The 24166-nt window shown below is 64.6% G+C and carries 23 protein-coding genes; 15 read left to right on the top strand and 8 right to left on the bottom strand.

What is annotated here, in order from left to right; genetic code table 11:
- Positions 1-49: 49 nt before the first annotated feature.
- A complete protein-coding gene (locus tag ACVIIW_RS28415; RefSeq protein ID WP_092229485.1) occupies positions 50-1393 on the bottom strand; it encodes a S41 family peptidase in 1344 nt (447 codons plus the stop codon).
- A 307-nt stretch (positions 1394-1700) separates the two neighbouring features.
- On the opposite strand from ACVIIW_RS28415, the gene ACVIIW_RS28420 reads away from it, so the two are divergent.
- The 7 genes from ACVIIW_RS28420 (at position 1701) to ACVIIW_RS28450 (ending at position 7127) form a co-directional block, all read left to right on the top strand.
- On the top strand, positions 1701-2828 hold the full coding sequence (locus ACVIIW_RS28420; RefSeq protein ID WP_456703756.1) for an alpha-hydroxy acid oxidase: 1128 nt from the start codon (positions 1701-1703) through the stop codon (positions 2826-2828).
- Entirely contained in the window at positions 2828-3469 is a 642-nt protein-coding gene (locus ACVIIW_RS28425; RefSeq protein ID WP_456703757.1) for an HAD family hydrolase, read from the top strand. The genes ACVIIW_RS28420 and ACVIIW_RS28425 overlap by 1 nt, the downstream gene beginning before the upstream one ends.
- Before the next feature lie 148 nt (positions 3470-3617).
- Entirely contained in the window at positions 3618-3806 is a 189-nt protein-coding gene (locus tag ACVIIW_RS28430; protein ID WP_456703758.1) for a hypothetical protein, read from the top strand.
- Between the two features lie 213 nt (positions 3807-4019).
- Positions 4020-5231, top strand: a complete 1212-nt coding sequence (locus ACVIIW_RS28435; RefSeq protein ID WP_456703759.1) for a molybdopterin molybdotransferase MoeA — start codon at positions 4020-4022, stop codon at positions 5229-5231.
- A gap of 176 nt (positions 5232-5407) precedes the next feature.
- On the top strand, positions 5408-6109 hold the full coding sequence (gene lexA / locus ACVIIW_RS28440) for a transcriptional repressor LexA (RefSeq protein WP_456705296.1): 702 nt from the start codon (positions 5408-5410) through the stop codon (positions 6107-6109).
- 186 nt (positions 6110-6295) lie between these two features.
- The gene (locus ACVIIW_RS28445; RefSeq protein WP_456703760.1) at positions 6296-6499 is read left to right on the top strand and encodes a hypothetical protein; all 204 of its coding nucleotides are present in this window, start codon (positions 6296-6298) and stop codon (positions 6497-6499) included.
- Between the two features lie 193 nt (positions 6500-6692).
- Positions 6693-7127: a hypothetical protein gene (locus ACVIIW_RS28450; RefSeq protein WP_456703761.1), complete on the top strand. Its 435-nt coding sequence runs from the start codon at positions 6693-6695 to the stop codon at positions 7125-7127.
- Positions 7128-7137: 10 nt separating this feature from the next.
- Here the strand turns inward: ACVIIW_RS28450 and ACVIIW_RS28455 are convergent, their stop codons facing one another.
- The 4 genes from ACVIIW_RS28455 to ACVIIW_RS28470 form a co-directional block, all read right to left on the bottom strand.
- A complete protein-coding gene (locus tag ACVIIW_RS28455) occupies positions 7138-9423 on the bottom strand; it encodes a ComEC/Rec2 family competence protein (protein ID WP_456703762.1) in 2286 nt (761 codons plus the stop codon).
- 96 nt (positions 9424-9519) lie between these two features.
- Positions 9520-9753 carry a DUF2171 domain-containing protein gene (locus ACVIIW_RS28460; RefSeq protein ID WP_092229500.1) on the bottom strand — a complete coding sequence of 78 codons (234 nt, stop codon included), beginning with the start codon at positions 9751-9753 and terminating at the stop codon, positions 9520-9522.
- Positions 9754-9842: 89 nt separating this feature from the next.
- Positions 9843-10229 carry a nuclear transport factor 2 family protein gene (locus ACVIIW_RS28465; protein ID WP_456703763.1) on the bottom strand — a complete coding sequence of 129 codons (387 nt, stop codon included), beginning with the start codon at positions 10227-10229 and terminating at the stop codon, positions 9843-9845.
- A gap of 36 nt (positions 10230-10265) precedes the next feature.
- On the bottom strand, positions 10266-11945 hold the full coding sequence (locus ACVIIW_RS28470; RefSeq protein WP_456703764.1) for a glutamine--tRNA ligase/YqeY domain fusion protein: 1680 nt from the start codon (positions 11943-11945) through the stop codon (positions 10266-10268).
- A gap of 142 nt (positions 11946-12087) precedes the next feature.
- Here ACVIIW_RS28470 and gltX point away from each other — a divergent pair, with 142 nt between their 5' ends.
- From gltX to ACVIIW_RS28510, 8 genes are all read left to right on the top strand, one after another.
- Positions 12088-13527, top strand: a complete 1440-nt coding sequence (gene gltX / locus ACVIIW_RS28475; RefSeq protein ID WP_456703765.1) for a glutamate--tRNA ligase — start codon at positions 12088-12090, stop codon at positions 13525-13527.
- A 142-nt stretch (positions 13528-13669) separates the two neighbouring features.
- Complete coding sequence (gltA, locus tag ACVIIW_RS28480; protein WP_456703766.1) at positions 13670-14974, top strand: citrate synthase; 1305 nt, start codon at positions 13670-13672, stop codon at positions 14972-14974.
- A gap of 126 nt (positions 14975-15100) precedes the next feature.
- Positions 15101-16279, top strand: a complete 1179-nt coding sequence (locus ACVIIW_RS28485; protein WP_456703767.1) for an ROK family transcriptional regulator — start codon at positions 15101-15103, stop codon at positions 16277-16279.
- An 82-nt stretch (positions 16280-16361) separates the two neighbouring features.
- On the top strand, positions 16362-17648 hold the full coding sequence (locus ACVIIW_RS28490) for an ABC transporter substrate-binding protein (protein ID WP_456703768.1): 1287 nt from the start codon (positions 16362-16364) through the stop codon (positions 17646-17648).
- Positions 17645-18574: a carbohydrate ABC transporter permease gene (locus ACVIIW_RS28495; RefSeq protein WP_456703769.1), complete on the top strand. Its 930-nt coding sequence runs from the start codon at positions 17645-17647 to the stop codon at positions 18572-18574. Before ACVIIW_RS28490 ends, ACVIIW_RS28495 begins: the two co-directional genes overlap by 4 nt.
- Complete coding sequence (locus ACVIIW_RS28500) at positions 18567-19424, top strand: carbohydrate ABC transporter permease (RefSeq protein WP_456703770.1); 858 nt, start codon at positions 18567-18569, stop codon at positions 19422-19424. The genes ACVIIW_RS28495 and ACVIIW_RS28500 overlap by 8 nt, the downstream gene beginning before the upstream one ends.
- Before the next feature lie 10 nt (positions 19425-19434).
- The gene (locus ACVIIW_RS28505; protein ID WP_456703771.1) at positions 19435-20550 is read left to right on the top strand and encodes an ABC transporter ATP-binding protein; all 1116 of its coding nucleotides are present in this window, start codon (positions 19435-19437) and stop codon (positions 20548-20550) included.
- Positions 20547-21314: an SDR family NAD(P)-dependent oxidoreductase gene (locus ACVIIW_RS28510; RefSeq protein WP_456703772.1), complete on the top strand. Its 768-nt coding sequence runs from the start codon at positions 20547-20549 to the stop codon at positions 21312-21314. Before ACVIIW_RS28505 ends, ACVIIW_RS28510 begins: the two co-directional genes overlap by 4 nt.
- Here ACVIIW_RS28510 and lpxB read toward each other — a convergent pair.
- The 3 genes from lpxB to lpxA are packed head-to-tail and all read right to left on the bottom strand — an operon-like array spanning position 21311 to position 24151.
- Positions 21311-22486, bottom strand: a complete 1176-nt coding sequence (gene lpxB / locus ACVIIW_RS28515) for a lipid-A-disaccharide synthase (protein ID WP_456703773.1) — start codon at positions 22484-22486, stop codon at positions 21311-21313. The two genes, ACVIIW_RS28510 and lpxB, sit on opposite strands and share 4 nt — an antisense overlap.
- Positions 22483-23340: an LpxI family protein gene (locus ACVIIW_RS28520; RefSeq protein ID WP_456705297.1), complete on the bottom strand. Its 858-nt coding sequence runs from the start codon at positions 23338-23340 to the stop codon at positions 22483-22485. Before ACVIIW_RS28520 ends, lpxB begins: the two co-directional genes overlap by 4 nt.
- A gap of 19 nt (positions 23341-23359) precedes the next feature.
- Positions 23360-24151 (bottom strand): acyl-ACP--UDP-N-acetylglucosamine O-acyltransferase, encoded by a 792-nt coding sequence (gene lpxA, locus ACVIIW_RS28525; RefSeq protein ID WP_456703774.1) that lies wholly within the window; start codon positions 24149-24151, stop codon positions 23360-23362.
- Between the last annotated feature and the right edge of the window lie 15 nt (positions 24152-24166).

The following is a 24166-nucleotide window of genomic DNA, read 5'->3' on the forward strand; positions in this document are numbered from 1 at the left end:
CGGTGATCCACTCCCGGGCGATATCGAAGGTCAAGATGACCGCTGGAAACTAGTTCGGCACCGTCGTCTTCGGCGCGGGCTTTGCGGCTGCCGCATTCACGGTGACGCCGTGCAGGAAGTCGAAGGCCGCGTGCAGTGCCTTGTCGTCCTTCTCTTCCGGTGGGACATAGGACTGCGATCCGGTCTGCTCCTTGCCGTCGGCGGCCTGCAGATGGCCGCGCATCTGGGACTCCGCGATGGTGTCGACGCGGCCCTTCAGCTCCGGCGGCACGTCCTGGAGGATCTCGATGTCGGGCGCGATGCCCTGGGCCTGGATCGAGCGGCCGGACGGCGTGTAATAGCGCGCCGTGGTCAGTGCCAGCGCACCGTTGCCGGCACCGAGCGGAATGATGGTCTGCACCGAGCCCTTGCCGAACGAGCGCGTGCCGATCAGCGTCGCGCGCTTGTGGTCATGCAGCGCGCCGGACACGATCTCCGAGGCCGAAGCAGAGCCGCCGTTGATCAGGACCACCAGCGGCTTGCCTTTGGTGAGGTCGCCGCCTTGCGCCGTGAAACGCTGGGTCTCTTCCGGATTGCGGCCGCGCGTCGAAACGACCTCGCCGCGCTGCAAGAACGCGCTCGACACCGATACCGCCTGGTCGAGCAGGCCGCCCGGGTTGTTGCGCAGGTCCATCACGTAGCCGACAAGCTTGTCCTGCGGCACGTCCCTGGAAATCGACGCAATCGCTTTCTTCAGGCCGTCGGTGGTCTGCTCGTTGAACGAGGTGACGCGGATGTAGCCGATGTCGCCGTTCTCGACGTGGAAGCGCACCGGGCGCACATGGATGATCTCGCGCTTGATTGCGACGTCGAGCGGCGCGTCGGCGCCCTTGCGCACGATGGTGAGCTTGGTCTGGGTGTCGACGGGACCCTTCATCCGGTTGACGGCCTGCTCGAGCGTCATGCCCTGCACGTTTTCGCCGTCGATCTTGCTGATGAGGTCGCCGGACATGATGCCGGCCTTGGACGCCGGCGTGTCGTCGATCGGCGAGACGACCTTGACGAGGCCCTCCTCCATGGTCACCTCGATGCCGAGGCCACCGAACTCACCGGAGGTGGTCTCCTGCATCTCGGTCCAGGCCTTGGCGTTCATGTAGCGCGAATGCGGATCGAGCGAGGTCACCATGCCCGTGATCGCACCTTCGATCAGCTTGGCATTGTCGGGCTTCTCGACATAGCTCGCCTTCACCCGCTCAAAGACCTCCCCGAACAGGTTGAGCTGGGAATAGGCGTCATCCGTGCCCGCGCCGACCGCCGCCCGTGCCGCCCACAGTCCGCCCTGCGGACCGGATACGAGGAGGGTCAGGCATGCGCCGGTGAGCGCGCCCAGGGGGAACAGCAGGGTTTTCCGCATGGAATGGGTGGCCTTTTCGCTTAGCGGTTCTTTTGAGGCTTGGCAGCCGCCATCCAAATGGCGATCCAGCCCGGTTCTCACAATATCATTCTGGTTTCTTCAAGGCCGGCCTGCCACGCCGGCGGGCACGCGATGAAAATCCCTTCGCCTGGACCTAAACATTTGGCAACGTTCGGAGACCAGCCCTCCCGGACAGCGGGAATCGGTCGGCCGACGACGCTTCGCAGCTATGCGAGTTTAGGATGGTTTTGGAAGGCCGAACGGGATAGGCGATGGCGTAAGACTTCAAATTCTCGGGAGGACAACAATGAACGACGCGCCCCGGCCGGAACGGAATGTCGAACTCGGCGCCAGTAACGAGCCATTCCAGAACCTGCACGAATTCATCCGGAAGGCGCGCTCCAACCTCAACCAGAACGCCTGGGACTACATCGTCGGTGCGGCCGAGACCGAGACCACCATGCGTCGCAACCGCATGGCGCTGGACGAGATCGCTTTTCGCCCCCGAGTGCTGCGCGACGTGCGCAAGGTCGATGGCTCCGTCGAGCAGTTCGGCCGCAACATGCGCCTGCCTGTCGTGCTTGCGCCTGTCGGCGCGCTGGAAATCTTCGATCCGCTTGGAGCCGCTAGCGTTGCCCGCGCCGCCGGCAGATTCGGCGCCGCCCATATGCTGAGCTCGGTTTCCGAACCCGGCCTCGAAAAGACCGCCGAAGCCGCCCCCGATGCGTTGCGCATGTACCAGCTCTATGTTCGCGGCGATGACGCGTTCGTGGCCGATGTCGTCAGCCGCGCCGAGAAGGCCAGATATGCCGCCTTCTGCCTGACCGTCGACACCGCCCATTACAGCCGTCGCGAGCGTGACATCGCCAAGCGCTACGTTCGCGAGAGCCGTCTGCGCGCTACCGGAGGCGACTACCAGAAGGGCCTGGAATGGCGGACCGTGAAAATGGTCAAGGACAAGTTCCGGATACCGTTGATCCTCAAGGGCATCGCCACTGCCGAGGACGCGCAGATCGCGGTCGATCACGGCGTCGAGTGGATCTACGTCTCCAACCATGGCGGCCGTCAGCTCGATCACGGCCGCGGTGCCATGCATGTGCTGCCCGAGATCGTCCAAGCGGTGAAGGGCCGCGCCAAGATCATGGTCGATGGCGGCATCTGCCGCGGCACCGACATCGTCAAGGCGATCGCGGCGGGCGCAGACCTCGTCGGCATCGGCCGGCTGCAATGCTGGGCACTGGCTGCGGCGGGCGAGACCGGCGTGGCGCGGATGCTCGAGCTGCTCGAGGACGAGGTGCTGCGCTGCCTCGGTCTCCTGGGCGCCACCTCCTTCGCCGAGGTCGACAAATCCTGTCTGCACCCGGCCACCGCAACCAACGCGCCGAGCGTGTTCAGCGCATTCCCGCTGTTCGACCACGAACCCTACCGATACTGATGGAAAGGACGCAAGTGACCTCGCTCTCGCCTGGTAGCGCCGATGCGCTTCTGTTCGATCTCGGACGCGTCGTGCTCGACATCGATTTCTCCAAGGCGATCACCTGCTGGGCGCGACATGCCGACTGCGAGCCGGAAGCCATCGTCGCGCGCTATATGCGCGACAGCGAGGCCTACCGGCTGCACGAGGTCGGCAAGATCAGCGACGAGGACTATTTTGCCTCGCTGCGCGCATCGCTCGGCATCGGCATCTCGGATGCGCAGCTCCTCGAAGGATGGAACGCGATCTTCGCCGGCGAGATGCCTGATATTGCGGAGCTGCTGCCGCGTGCGGCGAAGCAGATGCCGGTCTATGCCTTCTCCAACACCAACCGCCCCCATGTGGACTTTTTTTCGAAGGAATATGCCGACCTGCTCGGGCATTTCCGCGAGCTCTACCTGTCCTCGAGCATCGGCCTGCGCAAACCCGATGCGGAGGCCTTCGACCATGTCGTCGCCGCGATGGGGGTGCCCGCGAACCGCATCGTGTTCTTCGATGATCTCGCCGAGAACGTCGAAGGTGCACGGGCGCGCGGCCTGACCGCGGTGCATGTGACCTCGCCGACCGACGTCGGAAATGCCCTGAAGGCGCTGGGGATCTGACTTGGCACCCTGGCTCTGATTCCGGAGGCAATTTCACTGGAACTCGGGAACCAAAACCCTTTGTGCATTTTTGTACAGAGTTCCGGGAACGGAATCCCCGGCTCCGGACTCTATAGTCCGTTGGGAATTCTACATCGGACTTATCATCGTGTTGGGCAAAACCTACCTCACCAAGCAGGCCTCCCTGCTGATGAAATACGCCAGGACCACCTCGAATTCTGAGCTCTCCGCAAAACTGATCAGCAAGGCCGCCGACCTGAAGGCCCAGGCCGATCCAATGCCCGACAAGAATCCCAAAGCGCCTGATGTCAGTCCGAGCGAGCCGCCGGGGACCTGACCGATGCTGGCCACGGCTCTTGTCTTTGCCTTGGCCGTCGTTGTGCCGGTATGCGTCGCTCTCCAGATCATGCCCCGGCTGAACCTCCAGCTTCGTCCCACGGCTCCAGGGGTGGGATAAATCATCTTGTGCGGCTGCTTTGCCTGGACGCTCCCGCTCGGCTAGAACTCTCGCCGCTGATTTGCCCGAATGGGCGTAGCTGGAGTTTTCACCGTGGCCCTCATGCCGGTATCCGATGCGCTTGCTGCCGTGCTCGCGGGAGCGGAGCCGCTGGCTGAGGAAACAGTTGCGCTCGATCGGGCCTTTCATCGCGTGCTTGCGCGCGATGTCGCGGCGCGGCGGACGCAGCCGCCTGAGGCGATGTCGGCGATGGATGGCTATGCCGTGCGTGCGGGCGATGCGGCCAAGGTCGACACACGGCTCACGGTGATCGGCGAAGTCGCAGCCGGCCGGCCGTTTGCTGGAAGGGTCGGCGCCGGCGAAGCCGTGCGGATCTTCACCGGTGGCGTCGTTCCCGATAACGCGGATGCCGTGGTGATCCAGGAGGACACCGTCGCCGACGGCGAGTGCATCACGATCAAGGAAGCCGCCATCACCGGACGACACATCCGCCCGGCCGGCATCGACTTCCGCGAGGGCGACGTGCTCCTGCGCAGCGGCACGCGGCTCACGGAGCGCGACCTCGCACTCGCCGCCGGGATGAACCATCCGCAACTCGCGGTCCGCCGCCGGCCGACGGTCGCAATCCTCGCCACCGGCGATGAGCTGGTGATGCCGGGCTCGACGCCCGGCCACGGCCAGATCGTCTATTCCAATGGCTATGCCCTTCATGCTCTGGCTCGCAGCGAAGGTGCCGACACGATCGATCTCGGGGTCGCGGCCGATACGCTTGCCGCCACCACATCGGGCATCCGCCGCGCGCGCGAGAGCGGCGCCGACATCCTGATCACGACCGGCGGTGCCTCGGTGGGCGACCACGATCTGGTGCAACAGGCACTGAGGGACGAAGGTATCTCGATGGCGTTCTGGAAGATCGCGATGCGACCGGGCAAGCCCATGATGAACGGGCAACTGGGATCGATGCGCGTGATCGGCCTGCCCGGCAATCCCGTATCATCCTACGTTTGCGCTTTCCTGTTTCTGGTCCCGCTGATTCGCGCGCTGTCGGGGCGTTCGGCGGTTCATCATCGCCGCGAGCGCGCCGTGCTCGGCCGCGATGTCGGCGCCAACGATCAGCGCGAAGATTATCTGCGCGCGCGGCTGGCAGAGCGTGACGACGGCACGCTGGTCGCCGTTCCCGTCGATCATCAGGACTCCTCGTTGCTTTCGAATCTGGCTGCGGCACAGGCACTTCTCGTGCGCGCACCGTTCGCGCCGAAGGCCGAAGCAGGCACCGCTTGCGAGGTGCTGCGGCTGCCCGTCTGACCGCTTCGTTCGCGTGCGTTCCGCGAACTTGGTCGCGTTCACGGTAAATTAAGCAGTTGCGGAACATGTATCGAACATATAGTGTCCGTTCATGATTTGTTTCGAGCATGTAGCGGCTTATGGCTGAATTCAGCGTCTCGGAATTGAATGACATCACCAGGGGGATTTTGGTCGAGATGTTAACGCGCAAACAATACGAGCTCCTGCGGTTCATCAGCGAGCGGCTGAAGGAAAGCGGCGTGCCGCCCTCCTTCGACGAGATGAAGGACGCGCTCGATCTGCGCTCGAAATCGGGCATCCACCGCCTGATCACTGCGCTCGAGGAGCGCGGCTTCATCCGCCGTCTGCCCAACCGCGCCCGCGCGATCGAGGTGATCAAGCTGCCCGAGCTCCAGGCCGCCGCCGGCAGTCGCCGCGGCTTCACCCCGAGCGTCATCGAGGGCAACCTCGGCAAGGTGCGCATGACGTCGAGCCCGCCGGCGGATGAGGGCGAGCGTCCCGTCGCGGTGCCCGTCATGGGCCGGATCGCGGCCGGTACGCCGATCGAAGCCTTGCAGACCCGCAGCCACACTATCAGCGTTCCGCCCGACATGCTCGGCGCGGGCGAGCACTATGCGCTCGAAGTGCGCGGCGATTCCATGGTGGACGCCGGCATCCTCGACGGCGACATGGCCCTCATCCAGCGCAACGAGAGCTGCGACACTGGCGACATCGTCGTCGCCCTGATCGACGACGAGGAAGCCACCTTGAAGCGCTTCCGTCGCCGCGGCGCCTCGATCGCGCTCGAGCCAGCGAATGCCGCCTATGAGGTCCGCATCCTGCCCCCCAACCGGGTCAAGATCCAGGGCAAGCTGATCGGTCTCTATCGCAAGTACTGAGCGCCACGTTCTCGCGCGATCGGTGACTGCGATCAACGATTGGAGCGGACGATTGTCCGCTCCGGCTGGATAGACTTTCTGGTTCTGCACAGATTATCCCGCCACCTCTCCAGCCCTACATCCCCGGCATGCCGCAACGAAGCACACTCGCTTCGATGGGCCTCCAGGGAGACTGAGGAGAGAATGATGGGCAAGATCATCCTGAGCACCGTCACGATGACGCTGATCACAGCGTCCGGATCGCACGCCTTTGCTGCGCATGCGCAGCATCGCCTCGGCAAGGTGCCGCAGGCGACGAGCGCGCAGATCCGCGATGCCCGCAACGCCATCGAGCAACAGGCGCAGCCCGGCTGGCAATATTCCGGCTGGTCCGCGCCGGCCGGACGCTGAGCGCGAAGCCTCCCAAATGCACGGAGGCAAGCTTTGTTCCCAGCCGTTCGGGAAAGATAATGTGATTGCGGCTCGCGGATCGGAGCCGCAGATTTGCCTACAACCAAGCAGAGTCTTGCAGGCTTCAACTCTGATAGAGGCCGGCGCCTCCAGGACAGAGGCGCGGGTTGCTATCCCCGATGAGGAGCACCCGATGTGTGACTATAGCTTGCATGCCGTCGCGACGCGTCCCGCAGAAGTCGGCGAGACGATCGTCACGACAACGTTCCGCGGCACCTCGACGCGCGGCTTCGCCTCTGAAGCCGACATGTCGGTCGCGGTCTGCCTGCTTCCGGGAACGGAGCTCGCCTTCGCCGACAACGTCCGCTACGACAACAGGTGGATCTGGACCCGCACCATCAATTCCCGCGTAGGCAAGTTCGGCAAGGTTGATCCGCACATTCCCGATCGCCATCACGACGCGATCGAATTCCCCGATGGCAAATACGTGCTGGTGACGCAGCTCGTCGAAGGCCAGCGCGCAACCGTGCTGCAACTGCCCGTGACCCAGCCGCTCGGCGAGCGCGAGCACAAGCCGCAAGTGGCCGCCGACAGTCGCACGACGCCGCCACGCCTGCCGATCGGCTGAAGCGTCGATTCTAGTCCTCGGCCTGAAGGTCGGCCTCCGACGGCGTTGCGTCTTTGGTCCGCGGAGCTGCCGACCGTGGCTTGAGGGTTTGGCCGAAATCTGCATCGCCGGGCGCCACCGGCGACCAGGAGCGGTTTGCGCCCCTCGCTCTCACCGGCTGAACCGCAAAACCGTCACCGCGCTGTGTCAGCGCAAGCGCGCCCTGGCTCGCCAGACGCGGCCGATCGATCACCATTGCAGCGCAATCGGGCGGCGCAGGCCTCGCCGTCACCACCAGCGCTGCGCGGCTGCAATCGTCGGCCAGCGCGTCGATGCGCAGCGCCAGCGCAATCATGCGGCCGTCGGCAAGCGGCGTCACGCAGCCGGCATCGTCGCACGACACGCCGTCGCCGAGCGAAGCGCTGGCGGCATCGCGCGGGTCGGCGTCCGCCGCGAGCCACTCCTTGAGAAGGAAATTGTCCTTCTTCGTCCTGATCAGATGCAGCTGCCCATCCTTGCCGCGCACCGCGACGTTCTGGCCGTCGGCGGCAATGAGAATGTCGGGTTGCCGCACCGACAAGGCCCAGATCGTTGCGACCGCAAGCACGATCGCACCCGACCAGCGCAGCGGCGTGCGCAACAGCCCCATCAGGACAAGCCCCAGGCTCGCCGTCACCAGCGGCGCGGTGCCGAAGGCGCCGACATGGCCGATAGCCCCTGGCAATGCCGCCACCCAGCGGGTGACCACAATCATCCAGTCGATGCCGATCCCCATCAGCCACCAGAACACGCCGTCCAGCCCGAACGGAGCCGCGAGCAGTCCCAACAGCCCGGCCGGCATCACCAGCGCCGAGACGACGGGCATCGCACCGAGATTGGCGAGCACGCCGTAGGGCGTGACGCGGTGAAAATGGAAGGCGGCATAGGGCGTGGTCGCAAGCCCCGCGATCATGGAAGCCATGAACAGCATCGCGATCTCGCGGCCGCCCCACAGCGCAATCCGCGCCGTCGTCGAATGATCGGGCGAGGCAAGCAGGTTCGGCATCCCGATCTGCACCATTGCCACCAGCCCGAGCGTCGCCGCAAACGACATTTGGAAGCTCGGATGCACCAGCGCTTCCGGCGCAACCGCGAGCACGATCAGCGCCGCCACCGCCAGCGTGCGGAACGTGATCGCGCGACGGTCGACGATCACGGCAATCAGCACCACCGCGGTCATGAAGAACGATCGCTGGGTTGCGACCTCCGCGCCCGAGAGCAGCAGATAGAATGCGGAGGCCATCAGCGCCGCGGCCGCCGACCATTTCTTGATTGCGAATCCGGCCGCCAGCCCGGGGATCAGCGCCAACAGCGCGCGGACCGCGAAGAAGACGACTCCAGCGACGACCGCCATGTGATAGCCGGAGATCGACAGCACGTGGCCAAGCCCCGAGACGAACATCGCATCGTTGACGGGCGTGGTGATCGCATCGCGGCGGCCGGTCAAAAGCGCGGTCGCGATTGCGCGGTTGTCGCCGTCGAGCACGGCGCGGATCCGCGCGTCGATCGCATCGCGCAGGCCCTGCATGAGCGCAGCATAGCGCAACTGCAATCCGCCTGACACCGGCGGCGTCACCGTCGTGATCGCCCCCATCGCGAAACCGGACGCGCCGATGCCCTGGAAGAACATGTCGCGCGAGAAATCGTAGCTGCCCGGCCGCAACGGCGACAGCGGCGGCATCAACCGGGCCTTCAACTGCACGAAGCTGCCGACATCGGGCGCCGTCCCCTTGCGCACGGAGAGGCGGACGCGCTCGAGCTTGACGTCGCCGCGCTGCGCCTCCATCGCGGTGACGCGCAGCACGAACCGGTCGGTGCGTTCGCGAATGTCGCGGGTCTCGACGAAGCCCGACAGCGACACGGAATAAAGCGGCTTTGCGAGCACGGCGTGGGCGATGCTTGCTGTCCTCCACGTCGCCGCAGCAAGACCGGCCGCAACCGCCGCGATCATGATCGCGGGTGCAAACCACCGGCTCCGCCGCAACAGAACCGCGCCAAGCGTCGACGCGCCCGCCGTCGCGACCGTCACCCAGAGCACCGGCTCATGGTCGGCGGCGAAGTACAGCGCGATGCCGCAGCCGAAGGCGATGGGGACCCATGGGAACAGTCGTCCAGCGCCGGCCTCGGCCTTCGCCCAATCACCCAGCTTTCCGGCGATCGACGACCAGACGCCGAAGCCTGCCGGCACAAAGCCGCCGGCCGACGCTGTTCGGCCGCTGCCGGGCCAGGTCCCGGCCATACCTTGCGAGGCACGTTGTGGCCGGCCCGGCTCCGCCATCCCTCAGCAACCCTGCGCTACGCTACTGCACGGAAGCTACCGGAACGTGCGGCGGCACGGATAGCGGCACAAATCGGGAACGAAGAGGCTTCCGCCCTACTTTTCCTCTTCCATCGTCACGGCGACATCGGCCTTGGCGGACAGCCGAACCTTGTTGCCCTCGACATCGGCAACCAGGCCCTTGTCGATGAAATGGTGGTGGCCCTTGTGGCTGCCCTCGCCGCTGTCCTTTTTGGTCAGCTTGATGCGATTGCCTTCGACCTTGTCGACCGTGCCGATATGGACACCGTCGGCGCCGATGACTTCCATATGCTCAGCGATGTTCTGCATGGTGGGATGCTCCTGTGGATCCACCTCAACCCGGCGCCCGCGCATTCGTTTCCAGCGCCGGAATGACGATGCCGTGCGCGGCGCAACTGTCAGATCAACGGCGCCTTCGCCGAGGCGTGGTGATTGACGATCTTCCAGTCGCCGTCTTCGCGAATGATGACCCAGCTCATCTTGACGACGAGGTCAGGCCGTTCGCCCGCCAGGTCGAACGTGATGGTCGCGCCCATGTTGATCGTATCGGCCCCTGCCTGCGCCGCCTGCACCTCGGAGAACGCCGCGCTCGGCCTGCGCCAGCGCGGCAGGCCGTTGAAGTAATCGGCCACGCCATTCCTGCCCCGATAGAGCTTCGGGTTGGAGCCGAAGAAGAATGCGTTCTTTGAATAAAGCGACGATAGCGCAACCGCATCGAGGGTCGCGAAGCCGGCGCACCATTTCGCGATGATGGCGGAAACGGCGGCGTCGGCTGCACTGCACATCTTGCGTCCCTCAGCCCTTTGCCTCAGCCATTTGCCTCAGCCCTTGGCGACTTCCTTGGCGAACGTATCGCGCAAGCCAATGGTGCGTGAGAACACCGGCTTGCCGGGCGTGGAGTCCTTGTCGCGCACGAAATAGCCCTGGCGCTCGAACTGCATCGGTTCGCTCGAATTGCTTTCCGCGACCGATGCCTCGATCCGGGCGTCGGAGAGGATCTCCAGCGATTGCGGGTTGAGGTCAGCAGCGAAGTTCGAGGCATCCGGGCTCGGGTTGGCGAAGAGCTGGTTGTAGATGCGGATCTCCGCAGGGACAGACGTTGCGGCCGGCAGCCAGTGCATGGTCGCCTTGACCTTGCGGCCGTCAGGCGCGTTGCCGCCCTTGGTCGCGGGATCGTAGGTGCAGCGCAGCTCCACCACCTCGCCCCTGTCGTTCTTGATCACGCCGGTGCACTTGACGAAATAGGCATAGCGCAGCCGCACCTCGTTGCCCGGCGACAAGCGGAAGAACTTCTTCGGCGGGTTCTCCATGAAGTCGTCCTGCTCGATATAGAGCTCGCGGCCGAACGTGATCTTGCGCGTGCCGGCGCTGGGATCGTCCGGGTGGTTGATCGCCTCGAGTTCCTCGCTCTGCCCTTCCGGATAGTTCTCGATGACGACCTTCAGCGGCCGCAGCACGCCCATGCGGCGCTGCGCGGTGCGGTTCAGCTCCTCGCGGATGCAGAATTCCAGCATGCCGACGTCGACCACGCTGTTGGCCTTGGCCACACCGATGCGCTTGACGAATTCACGCAACGCCGCCGGCGGCACGCCGCGGCGGCGCATGCCCGCGATGGTCGGCATCCGCGGATCGTCCCAGCCCGCGACGTGGCCGTCGCGGACAAGCTGGGTCAGCACCCGCTTCGACAGCAGCGTGTAGGTCAGATTGAGCCGCGCCATTTCGTACTGATGCGGCCTCGACGGCACCGGCAATCTCTCAATGAACCAATCATAGAGCGGCCGGTGGTCCTCGAACTCCAGGGTGCAGATCGAGTGCGTGATGCCCTCGATCGCATCCGACTGGCCGTGCGCGTAGTCGTAGCTCGGATAGATGTGCCATTTGGTGCCGGTGCGCGGATGGTGCGCATGCAGGATGCGGTAGAGCACGGGGTCGCGCAGGTTGATGTTGCCGGCGGACATGTCGATCTTGGCCCGGAGCACGCGCGCGCCGTTCGGGAATTTGCCCGCCTTCATGCGACGGAACAGGTCGAGGTTCTCCTCCACGCTGCGGTCGCGAAACGGCGAGTTCTTGCCGGGTTCGGTCAGCGTGCCGCGCGACAGCCGGATCTCTTCCTGGGACTGATCGTCGACATAGGCGAGCCCGTCGCGGATCAGCTGCTCCGCCCATTCGTACAGGCGGTCGAAATAATCAGAGGCATAGAACAGGTTCTTGCCCCAGTCGTAGCCCAGCCAGTGCACGTCGGCCTGGATGGAATCGATATATTCCTGCTCTTCCTTGACCGGATTGGTGTCGTCGAAGCGCAGATGACAGCGGCCTGGAAATTCCTGGGCGATGCCGAAATTGAGGGCGATCGACTTGGCGTGGCCGATATGCAGGTAGCCATTCGGCTCCGGCGGGAACCGGGTCACGATCTCCTTGTACTTGGCCTGATCGAGGTCGGCCTGGATGATGTCACGAATGAAATCGCGCCCAATCTCAGTCGTCACCGGTTCTGTGCTCATCCTGCAATCCTGTCGGGAAGTCAGCGGCCCTTCTGCCAAATTCGCGTGGCTGAGCCAAGGCCTCAGGGGATCCGCCGTTGGGCTTTAGTTATGCTCCGGTCCTGATATATACCACCGCTTCAATGCATAGGCCCTGCCAAGAATGACCGATTCCGTCGTCACGCGCTTTGCGCCCTCTCCAACCGGCTTCCTCCATATCGGAGGCGCCCGCACGGCGCTGTTCAACTGGCTCTATGCGAAGAAGCACGGCGGCAAGATGCTGCTCCGGATCGAGGATACCGACCGGGAGCGCTCTACCGAGGCCGCGATCGGCGCGATCCTGGACGGGCTGAAATGGCTGGAGCTCGGCTGGGATGGCGACGTCATCTATCAGTTCAGCCGCGCCGCCCGTCACCGCGAGGTGGCCGAGCAGCTGCTCGCCGACGGCAAGGCCTACCGCTGCTACGCCACTGCCGAGGAGCTCACCGCCATGCGCGAGAAGGCGCGCAGCGAGGGCCGCACTCGCCTCTATGACGGCATGTGGCGCGACCGCGATCCGGCAACCGCCCCTGTTGACGTCAAGCCGACCATCCGCCTCCGGGCGCCGCAGACCGGCGAGACCGTGATCGAGGATCAGGTCCAGGGCCGCGTGGTCTGGCAGAACGAGAACCTCGATGACCTGGTCCTGCTGCGCGGCGATGGCAACCCGACCTACATGCTCGCGGTGGTCGTGGACGACCACGACATGGGCGTCACCCACGTCATCCGCGGCGACGACCATCTGATCAACGCCGCCCGCCAGAAGCAGATCTATGACGCAATGGGCTGGGCACTGCCGAACATGTCGCATATCCCGCTCATCCACGGTCCTGACGGCTCGAAGCTGTCCAAGCGCCACGGCGCGCTCGGCGTCGATGCCTACCGCGCCATGGGTTACCTTCCGGCCGCGCTGCGCAACTATCTCGTTCGGCTCGGCTGGAGCCATGGCGACCAGGAGATCTTCTCGACCGAGGAGATGATCGCGGCCTTCGATCTCGCCAGCGTCGGCCGCGCCGCCGCCCGCTTCGACTTCGCCAAGCTGGAAAACCTCAACGGCCATTATATCCGCCACTCCGACGATCAATCACTCGTGAAGATGTTCGAGGACGTGCTCGATCACGTCGTGCCCGCCCGCACCGAGATCAAGGCCAAGTTGAACGACACCACGCGCGCCCAGCTGCTGAAGGCCATGCCGGCCCTGAAGGAGCGCGCCAAGACGCTGATCGAGCTGATCGATGCCGCCTATTTCATCTTCGCCGACCGGCCGCTGCAGCTCGATCCCAAAGCGGCGGCCCTGCTGACGCCCGAGAACCGCAAGCTGATCGGCCAGCTTCATTCCGCGCTGGAGAATGTGGAGACGTGGAGCGGCACCAGCACGGAAGCTGCGCTGCGCGCTTTTGCCGAGGAAAATAGTCTCAAGCTCGGCGCAGTCGCCCAGCCCTTGCGGGCGGCGCTGACCGGCCGCACCACGTCGCCTGGCATATTTGAGGTTTTGGACGTGCTGGGACGCCAGGAAAGCCTGGGCCGGCTCGAGGATCAGTCCAAAGCCCCGACTACGACGTAAGTAGGCCATGGCTGCCATGATCTTGCAGCGCACACAGCAATAATATACCCATCTTCCCGTACATTCTGGAACATCCGGCCTGCCCCATCTTCGCCTGGGGCCTCCGGGACTGGCCCGTTTCACCACACATCGGGGACCTCTGATGGACGCAAAACCAAGCAACAAGACCGCCACGCTGACGGTCGGAAACAAGAATTACGATCTTCCGATCTATAGCGGCAGCGTCGGACCTGATGTCGTCGATATCGGCAAGCTGTACGGCCAGTCCGGCCTGTTCACCTACGATCCGGGCTTCACCTCGACCGCGAGCTGCCAGTCCAAGATCACCTATATCGACGGTGACGCGGGCGTTCTGGAATATCGCGGCTACCCGATCGAACAACTCGCCGAAAACGGCGACTTCCTCGAGACCTGCTATCTCCTGCTGTTCGGCGAGCTGCCGACCGCCGAGCAGAAGAAGGACTTCGACTATCGCGTCATCCATCACACGATGGTGCACGAGCAGATGGCCCGCTTCTTCCAGGGCTTCCGGCGCGATGCTCATCCGATGGCCGTGATGGTGGCCTCCGTCGGCGCGCTCGCCGCCTTCTACCACGACAGCACCGACATCAATGATCCCAACCAGCGCATGATCGCTTCCATGCGCATGATCGCGAAGATCCCCACGCTGGCCGCGATGGCCTACAAATACACGGTCGGCCAGCCCTTCGTGTATCCGAAGAACTCGCTCAGTTTTGCCGAGAACTTCCTCAACATGTGCTTCGCCGTGCCGTGCGAGGAGTACAAGATCAACCCGGTGCTCGCCGATGCGCTGGACAAGATCTTCATCCTGCATGCCGACCACGAGCAGAACGCCTCGACCTCGACGGTGCGTATCGCCGGCTCCTCCGGCGCCAACCCGTTCGCCTGCATCGCCGCCGGCATCGCCTGCCTCTGGGGCCCGGCGCATGGCGGCGCCAACGAAGCTGCGCTGGCGATGCTCGCCGAGATCGGCACCGTGGACAAGATCCCCGAGTTCATCGCCAAGGTGAAGGACAAGAACTCCGAAGTCCGCCTGATGGGCTTCGGTCACCGCGTCTACAAGAACTACGACCCGCGCGCCAAGATCATGCAGAAGATGTGTCACGCCGTGCTCAAGGAGACCGGCCATGGCGACGATCCGATGCTGAAGGTGGCGCTCGAGCTCGAGAAGATCGCGCTCAGCGATCAGTACTTCATCGACCGCAAGCTCTACCCGAACGTCGACTTCTATTCGGGCATCACGCTGAAGGCGATGGGCTTCCCGGTCTCGATGTTCACCGTCCTGTTCGCGGTCGCCCGCACCGTCGGCTGGATCAGCCAGTGGAGCGAGATGATCGAGGACCCGCAGCAGAAGATCGGCCGTCCGCGCCAGCTCTACACCGGCGTCACCAAGCGCGACTACGTTGCGATGAAGGATCGCAAGTAAGTTTGGACTTCAAGTCCCGATGCAGCGGCGCCATCGCAAGATGGCGCCGTTTTTGTTTGGGCACGCACTTGACAGTGGAAGCGCTCCGCGCGCAAATTCTTACACTAAGTAAGAATGACGACAGGGATGGAAATGCCGGAGCAGCCGAGAAGTCGGCGGCAGACGCGCGCTGCCATTTTAACGCATTTGCTTCAGTCCGGGGGTTCGTTCCGGCCGCCGCTGGCGAAGGCCGCACGCCTGTCCGAGGCGAGCCTGTCGCGCATCCTGTTTGACCTGAAGGCCGAAGGCCTGATCGAGGAAGTGCGTCGCCCTGCCCCCTATGTCGGCGGCCCGACGGGTCTGGTGTCGCTCGATCGCACGGTGGCGCTCGCGGCCCTCGAGCTCACCGAACGCTGGCTCAGCGTCGGGGTTGGCGACCTGTCAGGCAGGCTGCAGTACAGCGAGCGTGTGCCGCTGCCGAACAAGCCCACCGCCGAATCCGTCGGCCGGGTCTATCGCGAGGCGTTGACCTTGCTGCGCGACTGGACGCGACGGCACCGCATCGAACTCGCACAGATCGGCGTCACCGTTCCCGGCCTTGGCCGGCTCAGTGAGTTCGGCAACCCCATCATTCCCTGCGACATCGAACAGATCGGCGGCATGTTCGACGAATTGTTCGCAGGCGTGCCTGTCACCTTCACCAATTCGGTGGTGGCGCACGCCACCTTTCATCGTTATCGCACGGAAAATTATCCGTTCGGCGATGCGCATCTGTTCGTCTTCGTCGGTCAGGGCGTCGCGGGCGCCTGGGTGGATGATCCGATCGAGGACGACGCGCTCGATCCGATCGAGCTCGGCCACATGGTCTTCGGAACCGATGGACCGCTTTGCCGCTGCGGACATCACGGCTGCGTCGAAGCCTACACGTCGCTGCCGGCGCTGGCCGAGCTGCTCGGCCTGACTGAAGCCGAACTGCTCGCGCTCGGCAACGACTGGATGACCGAGATTCCACTTTCGCCGCGCGTGCGCCAGGAGCTGCGCCGAAGGCTGTTCCGGCTGGGGCTTGCGATCGGCAACACGCTCAACGTCAAACCCTGTCGCGGCGTCGCGATCAGCGGATGGCCCTCTCTGCTCGACGAGGACGATCGCAAGGCCGTGGTCGACGGGATCGATGCCTGCCTGCTCGGCGGCCGGAAACTGGCGCAGGTTTCGCTCGCCTTCGTCCCGCCCTCGAACGGCAACGATCCGCAGGCAGCGCTCGCCTTCGCCGCCTTCTGCCTCGCGAGATCTGGCGGCATGCCGAGCGCATCGACGGAGGCTGCCTGACATGACCTGAGCCGCGTGCGGCTCGCGCACGCCAAGACCAGCGCAAAAAGGCGCAAAAACCTCACACCCGGGAGAAACTGCCATGCCGATCACAACAACAAGGCGTCGTCTGCTCGCTGGATCCGCTGCCGCCCTCGCGCTGCCGGCCTTTGCCCGCGCACAAGGCGCGGTCAAGCCTCGCCTCACCGCAATCTCGCAATGGTCCGCAGGCAGCGACGGTGCTGCGATCACGGCGCTCGGCAAGAAATTCGAGGAAAAAGGCGGCATTTGGCAGCACTCGCCGGTCCCCGGTTTCACCACGGACATGATGAACAAGCTGCGTGCGCAGATCATCGCCGGCGATCCACCGGCCTGCTCGCAGCTCAAGGGCCCCGAGATCGCCGCCTGGTCGAAGATTGCTCCGACCGTCGATCTTGACGCCGTGGTCGCGGCTGCCGGCTACGAGAAGGTCGTCGCGCCGGATCTTGCCAAACTGCACAAGCCGGCAGGCAAATGGATCGCGCTGCCGTTGCAGATCTACAGCACCAACATGCTGTTTCTCTCCAAGCGCGGGATGGACAAGGCCAAGGCCGACAAGGTCCCCGTCACCTGGGCTGACTTCAACGACCTCGCCGAGAAAATGAAATCGGCCGGAATGACCTACCCCATCGCCAACGGCGGTACCCGCGCCGACGATGGGCAGAAATTCGAGGCGTCACTGGCCGGCATCAGCCCGACCGCATACCGCGCCGCCTGCATGAATCTCGACAAGAAGGCGCTGGAGGGCCCTGAGATGAAGGCGGCGTTCGCGCAGACGCGCAAGATCTCCGACTGGTGTGACCCCAACGTCGGGGTCCAACCCTATGCCAACAATTTGAAGCGCTTCGTCGACGGCGACATGGGCATGCTGATCATGGGCGGCTGGGCGCAGGGCGTGTTGAAAAACGCCGGCTTCAAGTTCGACGACTACGTCATCACCCCCGGCCCCAGCGACAACGGCAAGCCCGTCTTCCTCTTGAATGCCGATGCCTTCATCTTCTGGCAACGCAAGGAGGCCGATCTCCAGGCCGGGCAGATGTTGATGGCACAGCTCGTGATGGATCCGGCCATCCAGACCATGTATTCGCAGATCACGGGATCGATCCCCGTGCGCACCGATGTCGACCTGTCCGGCGAAGGCTGGTCGGATGGTCAACGGACAACCGCGGCCGCACTGAAGAATGCCATGGGCAACAACCAGGCCGTCCTGAGTCTCGCGCACAACATGGCCCAGGAAAACGGCCTGACCGCCGCGATGATCGACGTCATCACCGAATATGTGAAGAACAAGACGATCAAGCCGGACGAGGCCGTCAGCCGCCTCGCCGACGCCGTCGAGGGCGCACGTTGAGCGACGCCGTCTCGACAGCAACACGGCCGGGCCGGCCGGCGACCTCCGAGACGGTGCGCCGGCTGCCCGAATTTCTGATGATCTGGGTGCCGCTGCTGTTATCGGCAGCGCACCTCATCTCGTTTTCGATCTGGACCATCTGGATTTCGTTCACGCCCTCCACCCTTGTTCCCGTTACGGGCTGGGTCGGTCTGCGCAACTACAATTCGGTCCTGGCGTCGCGAAACTGGCAGATCGCCTTCGACAATCTGCTGCTGTTCGGCATCGCTTTCGTGCTGCTCAGTTTGACGACCGGCCTCCTGCTCGCGATCCTGCTCGATCAGCGCATTCGCGGCGAGAACGTGCTGCGGACCATCTTCCTGTATCCGCTGGCCGTGTCCTTCGTCGTGACAGGCACGGTATGGAGCTGGCTGCTCAATCCCGGCATCGGCATCGAGAAGCTTGCCCATGATCTCGGCTGGAGCTCCTTCCACTTTGACTGGCTGGTCAACCGCGACATGGCGATCTGGACCATTGTCATCGCGGCGGTCTGGCAATCCTCGGGCTTTGCCATGGCCCTCTTCCTGGCCGGCCTCCGCTCCGTCGATTCCGATATCATCAAGGCGGCACAGATCGACGGTGCCGGGCCTGTCAGAACCTATTGGCGCGTCATTCTGCCGACGCTTTGGCCGATCACCGTCACGGTCATTGTGGTCCAGCTGCAGTTTGCGATCTCGGCCTTCGACCTCGTGCGCGCACTCACCAATGGCGGACCGGGAATCGCGACCCAGCTGCCGGCCCTCGTCGTCTACGATTTGATGTTCCAACGCAGCCAGCTCGGCCGCGGTGCGGCAGCGGCGGTGCTGATGTTGCTCATCCTTCTTGCAGTGCTGCTGCCCTATGCGGCGTGGCGCTACCTCCGGCAACGGCGGGCTGCCCATGCGTGACCGAAGCTTCGCCCCAAGCCGGGCTCTGATCTATCTCGTCGTGACCTTGTTCGCGGCCGCCTATCTCGCGCCGCTGGTCGTCGTCGTCCTGAACTCGCTGCGGACCAACGAGGAGATTGCGCAGAGCTCGATGATTGGCTGGCCGCAACACTGGGCCTTTGGCAATTATGCCATGGCCTGGAGCGGCTTTTGCGTCGCAGAGACCTGCGCCGGCATCCGGCCGTACATGTTGAACTCGGCGCTCATAACGATCCCGGCGACGATCTTCTCGACCCTGCTCGGTGCTGTCGCCGGCTACGCGGTGTCGCTCTGGCGTTTTCGCGGCGATGTCTGGATCTACGGCATCGTCACCCTCGGCCTCTTCCTGCCCCAGCAGATGCGCCTCTTGCCCTGGACCATCGTGTTACGGGACATCGGGCTCATCAACACACTGTCGGGTCTCGTGCTGATCCACACGATCCAGGGACTCTCCTTCACGGTGCTGTTCTGTCGAAACTATTATGTGGCGATCCCGCACGAGTTGATCAGGGCCGCACGCATCGATGGCGCCGGCTTCTTCCGCATCTTCTGGCGTATCATCCTGCCGCTCTCGGCACCCATCCTGATCGTCACCGTGATCTGGCAGTTCACCCATATCTGGAACGAATTCCTCTATGGCGTGACCTTCACGACCGGCCAACAGCAACCTGTGACGGCCGCGCTCATCGCACTGTCTACCCCAGTCGCAGATATCCCCAAGCAAGGTGTGCAGAGCGCCGCGGTGATCATCGCAGCCCTGCCGACTTTGCTGATCTATCTCTTCGGCGGCAGGTATTTCGTACGCGGCCTCACTGCCGGGGCCGTGAAATGATGGATGTGTCATGGCAGCACTGAGCATTCGCGCCCTATCCAAGCGCTACGCCAATCTCGAGGTGCTCAAAGGCATCGACCTCGACATCGAGAGCGGCGAATTCACCGTGCTGGTCGGACCGTCCGGCTGCGGAAAATCCACGCTGCTCAACATCGTCGCCGGGCTCGATAACGCGAGCGACGGCACGATCGAGATTGGCGGGCGCGTGGTCAATGATGTCCCGCCCAAGGACCGCGATATCGCCATGGTGTTCCAGTCCTATGCGCTCTATCCGTCAATGACGGTGCGCCAGAACATCACTTTCGGCATGGAATGCCGAGGGGTCGCCAAGGCGGAGCAGGAAAAGGCGCTGGCGAACGTGGCGAAGCTGCTCCAGATCGAACCGCTACTTGGCCGCAAGCCGTCGCAACTGTCCGGCGGCCAGCGCCAGCGCGTCGCGATGGGTCGCGCGCTGGTGCGAGATCCCCTGCTCTTCCTGTTCGACGAGCCGCTCTCCAACCTGGATGCCAAGTTGCGCGTCGAGATGCGCATGGAGATCAAGCGGCTGCACCAGCGCATCGGCGCCACCATCATCTATGTCACCCACGACCAGATCGAGGCAATGACGATGGCGACACGCATCGCCGTGATGCATCGCGGCGTGGTGCAGCAATTCGCCGATCCCGATACCGTGTACCGCTATCCGGCCAATCTGTTCGTCGCGCGTTTCATGGGCTCCCCGCCGATGAACACGATGCCGGCCCGGCTCGAGGCAGATAGCGGCGGGCCGGTGGTGGTGATCGGCGCCGGTCGGCCGGACGAGGTCCGTCTCCGCCTGCAAGGCTACGACGCGGCGCTGTCCTATGTCGGCCGCGAGGTGGTGCTCGGGATCAGGCCGGAATGCATCGCCGAAGGCGACCGGGTGTTCTCCGGCGCCGCCGGCGCGCCCGTCGTCCTCACCGCGCCGGTCGAGATGATCGAACCTACTGGTGCCGAGACCATCGTCCTGCTGCGGCTCGGCGGCGAGCCCGCGCAGGCGCGCATCTCGCCGGACATCCGCCCGACGCCGGGCGCTACGGCTTCCTTTGCGCTGGACACCCGCCGCATTTGCCTGTTCGACCCAGAGACGGAGCGACTGATCGCATGACCAAGACGAACTATGCCGACCTCGCGGAGCGCGTGGTGGTGATCACCGGAGGCGCCAGCGGCATTGGCGCTGCCTTCGTGCGCGCTTTCGCCGGCCAGGGTTCCCGCGTCGCCTTCCTCGACATCGACGCGCAGGCAGGCGAAGCATTGGCGCAGGAGGTGGCAAAGGATTCCGGTACGGCACCGCTGTTCGTGCCGTGCGACCTCATGGACATCGAAGCCTTGCGCGAGGCGTTGACGAAAGTCCACGCATCGCTCGGCGATGCCGCGATCCTCGTCAACAACGCCGCCAATGACCAGCGCCAGGTGTTGGCGGACGTGACACCGGCGGACTTCGACTGGATGATCGGCGTCAACCTCAAGCACGTGTTCTTTGCAGCACAGGCCGTGGTGCCGCAGATGCAGGCGCGCGGCGGCGGTTCGATCATCAACATGTCGTCGATCGCGTGGATGCGCGGTGCACCGGCGCTGCCGGTCTACGCGGCCGCCAAGGCGGCAATCGTCGGCTTCACCAATTCGCTCGGACGCCGCTTCGGCGCCGACCGCATCCGCGTCAACGCGATCGCGCCGGGGATGGTGATCACCGAGCGGCAGCGGAAGCTGTGGTATCCGGACGAGCGGCAGATCGCCGAGATGCGCGCACGCCAGGCCATTCCCGATGCGGTGACGCCAGAGGACATCGCAGACATGGCGCTGTACCTCGCCTCCGACGCGAGCCGACGCATCACGTGTCAATGTTTCCGGGTCGACGGCGGCCTCGCCTAGCGCCCTTTCCGCATCGTCGCGAGCACGATGTCGGCGGCGAGCACGCTCGGCGATTTGTTGCCCGTCGACATGATGGTGTCGAGTTGCGCGAACGCCTCGACCTGCTGCCTGCGCAACGGCGTATCCGTCAGCACCTCGGACAACGCGGCTGCGAGCTTCTCCGGCGTGCAGTCTTCCTGCAAATATTCGGGGATCACGTCCTTGCCGATCACGAGGTTGGCGAGGATCACCGACGAGACCTGGATTGCGCGGCGCAGGATGAAGGCCTCCATGGCGCCGACGCGATAGGCCGTCACCATTGGAATGCCTGACAGCGCGAGCTCCAGCGTCACGGTGCCTGACTTCGCCAGCGCGGCGCGCGCGATCCGGAATGCAGCACGCTTCTCGGTTTCGCCGACCGCGATCTGCGGCTTGACCGGCCAGTTCGCCACACCCTCGCGGATCGTGGCTTCGAGATGCGGCATGGTCGGCAACATCAATTCGAACGCAACGCCCGCGGCCTGCAGCCGGCCGAGTGCCCCGCCGAACACGTCGAGATGATGCCGGATCTCGCTGCGACGGCTGCCGGGCAGCACCAAAAGAACCGGCGGCTCGCTGTCACGGCGGCGCCGCTCCTCGGCGTCGGGCCGCAGCGACGGCAATTGCTCGATCAGGGGATGGCCGACATAGCTGCACGGCGGCCCCTTCAGCTTGCGGTACTCCTCCGGCTCGAACGGCAGCAGACCGAGCACGTGATCGACATAGCCGAGCATGGTGCGCGCCCGACCCGGCCGCCAGGCCCAGACTGAGGGCGAGACGTAATCGATCACAGGGATCGACGGGTTCTTTGCGCGCACGCGACGGGCAACACGATGGGTGAAGTCGGGACTGTCGATGATGACGAGGGCGTCGGGTGCGGCGTCCGTCACGGCATCCGCGGTCTCGCGGATCAGCCGCAGGATTTTCGGCAGCTGCTGCACGACCGCGGCGAGGCCGACGATCGAGAGCTCCTCGATGGGAAACAGCGTCTGGAGCCCTTCGCGCGCCATGGTGTGGCCGCCGACGCCTTCGAACTGGATTCCGTCGCCGAGGCGCTGACGCAGCACTTTCATCAGCGCCGAGCCGAGCCGGTCGCCGGATTCCTCCGTCGCGATGAGAAAGATCTTCCTGATGGGATCACGCGTCTGCATCACGCGGGCAGCCCGACGACGAAGAGATATTTGGCGTCGGCAAGCCCGATCATCGCCTGCGGCTCGGCGGCGATGGTGTTGCCGGCAATGACGGCGACACCGGCAAGGCCGGCCTTGGCGACCCCCTCGATCGTGCGCGGACCGATCGTCGGCAGATCGAAGCGCAGATCCTGCCCGCTCTTCGGCGCCTTCACCAGCACGCCGCGCCCCGCAGCCGCGCGGATGCGGCCCTCCTCGCGGAGCCGCGCCACGCGCACCAGCAGCGCATCGGTGCCCTCGATGTCCTCGACCGCCACCACATGGCCATCGATCACGACGGCGGCCTGGCCGATGTCGAACGGCCCAAGGGCGGTCAGCACCGCGCGCCCGCGTTCGATGTCGGCCTTGACGTTATCGGCCGGCCAGGCGCGCGTGATGCAGCCCTCGGGCATCAAGAGGTCGGGCGCAACGTCCTTGATGCCGACCATGCGAAAACCGTCCTGCTCGAGGATCCGCCCGACACCGGACAGCAGGTGATCGTCGCCGCCGCGGAAGGCGCGGATGACGTTGCCGAGCAATCGCAGCGTCTTGATGTCGAAGCGGATCTCGGAGAGCGAGGGGCGCACCAGCGTACCGATGAAGATCAGGTCGCGGCAGCCCTCCTCGCGGAACAACCGCATGGCGCGGCCGAGCTGGCCGACCGAAATCCAGCGGTGACGAAATTTCTCGACCTGCCTCGGGTCACAGGCGCCACGCAGGGGAAACAGGACCGGCGTGATGCCACGCGCGGCGAGCGACTCGGCGACTGCGAATGGCATGGCGCCACCGCCCGCGACCACGCCGACCGGTGAAGAAGTCTGTGAAGCCGCCGATGTCATGTCCGCGGCCATGCCGGCATCACTTCGCGATGGCCGGAAGGCAGAGCGGGCGCTTGCCCTTGCCGATGAAGCCGAGGATCTCGGCGATCGCGGGATCATCGCTCCCAAGGGGCAGCACCGCCTCCAGGCGCTCGGCGAACGTGCCGGAGCCATGGAAGAGCTTTTGATAGAACGCGCGCACCGTCGCAAGCCGCTGCCTGGTGAACTTGCGCCGCTTCATGCCGATGAGATTGAGGCTCTCCAGCACCGCGTATTGTCCATTGGCGAGCCCGTACGGGATGACGTCATCGCGCACGCCCGAGAGGCCGCCGACCATCACATAGGAGCCGATTCGCGTGAACTGGTGTACCGCCGACAGCCCGCCGATATAAACGCTGTCGCCGATCTCGCAATGGCCGCCGAGCGTTGCCGATGTCGCGAAGATGGCGTTGTCGCCGACGATGCAGTCATGGCCGACATGGCTGTTGTTCATGAAGTAGCCGTCATTGCCGACGCGCGTCTTGCCGCCGCCCTTGACGGTGCCGACATTCATCGTCGCGCCTTCACGGATGATGTTGCCGGAACCGATCTCGAGTGTGGTCGGTTCGCCCCTGTAGCTGAGATCCTGCGGCGCGCCGCCGAGCACGGCGAACGGCGAGATCACGCAGGCATCGCCAACCGTGGTATGGCCGATGATTGTGACCTGTCCGATCAGCTTGCAATTGGCCCCGATCCGGACGTTGCGGCCGATGATGCAGAAGGGCCCGATCTCGGTGCCTTCGCCGATCACGGCGCCGTCTTCCACCCGCGCGGTGGGGTCGATCTTACTCATCAAGAAGGTCTGGCT

It is taken from the genome of Bradyrhizobium sp. USDA 4449, assembly GCF_054056275.1.

Excerpts from the sequence above, each read along its gene's own strand:
- ACVIIW_RS28415 (WP_092229485.1), bottom strand. The coding sequence starts at position 1,393 with ATGCGGAAAACCCTGCTGTTCCCCCTGGGCGCGCTCACCGGCGCATGC.
- ACVIIW_RS28490 (WP_456703768.1), top strand. The coding sequence starts at position 16,362 with ATGCCGATCACAACAACAAGGCGTCGTCTGCTCGCTGGATCCGCTGCC.
- ACVIIW_RS28465 (WP_456703763.1), bottom strand. The coding sequence starts at position 10,229 with ATGTGCAGTGCAGCCGACGCCGCCGTTTCCGCCATCATCGCGAAATGG.
- ACVIIW_RS28510 (WP_456703772.1), top strand. The coding sequence starts at position 20,547 with ATGACCAAGACGAACTATGCCGACCTCGCGGAGCGCGTGGTGGTGATC.
- ACVIIW_RS28425 (WP_456703757.1), top strand. The coding sequence starts at position 2,828 with ATGGAAAGGACGCAAGTGACCTCGCTCTCGCCTGGTAGCGCCGATGCG.
- ACVIIW_RS28455 (WP_456703762.1), bottom strand. The coding sequence starts at position 9,423 with ATGGCGGAGCCGGGCCGGCCACAACGTGCCTCGCAAGGTATGGCCGGG.
- ACVIIW_RS28470 (WP_456703764.1), bottom strand. The coding sequence starts at position 11,945 with ATGAGCACAGAACCGGTGACGACTGAGATTGGGCGCGATTTCATTCGT.
- gltX (WP_456703765.1), top strand. The coding sequence starts at position 12,088 with ATGACCGATTCCGTCGTCACGCGCTTTGCGCCCTCTCCAACCGGCTTC.
- ACVIIW_RS28500 (WP_456703770.1), top strand. The coding sequence starts at position 18,567 with ATGCGTGACCGAAGCTTCGCCCCAAGCCGGGCTCTGATCTATCTCGTC.
- ACVIIW_RS28445 (WP_456703760.1), top strand. The coding sequence starts at position 6,296 with ATGGGCAAGATCATCCTGAGCACCGTCACGATGACGCTGATCACAGCG.
- ACVIIW_RS28485 (WP_456703767.1), top strand. The coding sequence starts at position 15,101 with ATGGAAATGCCGGAGCAGCCGAGAAGTCGGCGGCAGACGCGCGCTGCC.
- ACVIIW_RS28420 (WP_456703756.1), top strand. The coding sequence starts at position 1,701 with ATGAACGACGCGCCCCGGCCGGAACGGAATGTCGAACTCGGCGCCAGT.
- gltA (WP_456703766.1), top strand. The coding sequence starts at position 13,670 with ATGGACGCAAAACCAAGCAACAAGACCGCCACGCTGACGGTCGGAAAC.
- ACVIIW_RS28520 (WP_456705297.1), bottom strand. The coding sequence starts at position 23,340 with ATGACATCGGCGGCTTCACAGACTTCTTCACCGGTCGGCGTGGTCGCG.
- ACVIIW_RS28505 (WP_456703771.1), top strand. The coding sequence starts at position 19,435 with ATGGCAGCACTGAGCATTCGCGCCCTATCCAAGCGCTACGCCAATCTC.
- ACVIIW_RS28460 (WP_092229500.1), bottom strand. The coding sequence starts at position 9,753 with ATGCAGAACATCGCTGAGCATATGGAAGTCATCGGCGCCGACGGTGTC.
- ACVIIW_RS28450 (WP_456703761.1), top strand. The coding sequence starts at position 6,693 with ATGTGTGACTATAGCTTGCATGCCGTCGCGACGCGTCCCGCAGAAGTC.
- lpxA (WP_456703774.1), bottom strand. The coding sequence starts at position 24,151 with ATGAGTAAGATCGACCCCACCGCGCGGGTGGAAGACGGCGCCGTGATC.
- lexA (WP_456705296.1), top strand. The coding sequence starts at position 5,408 with ATGTTAACGCGCAAACAATACGAGCTCCTGCGGTTCATCAGCGAGCGG.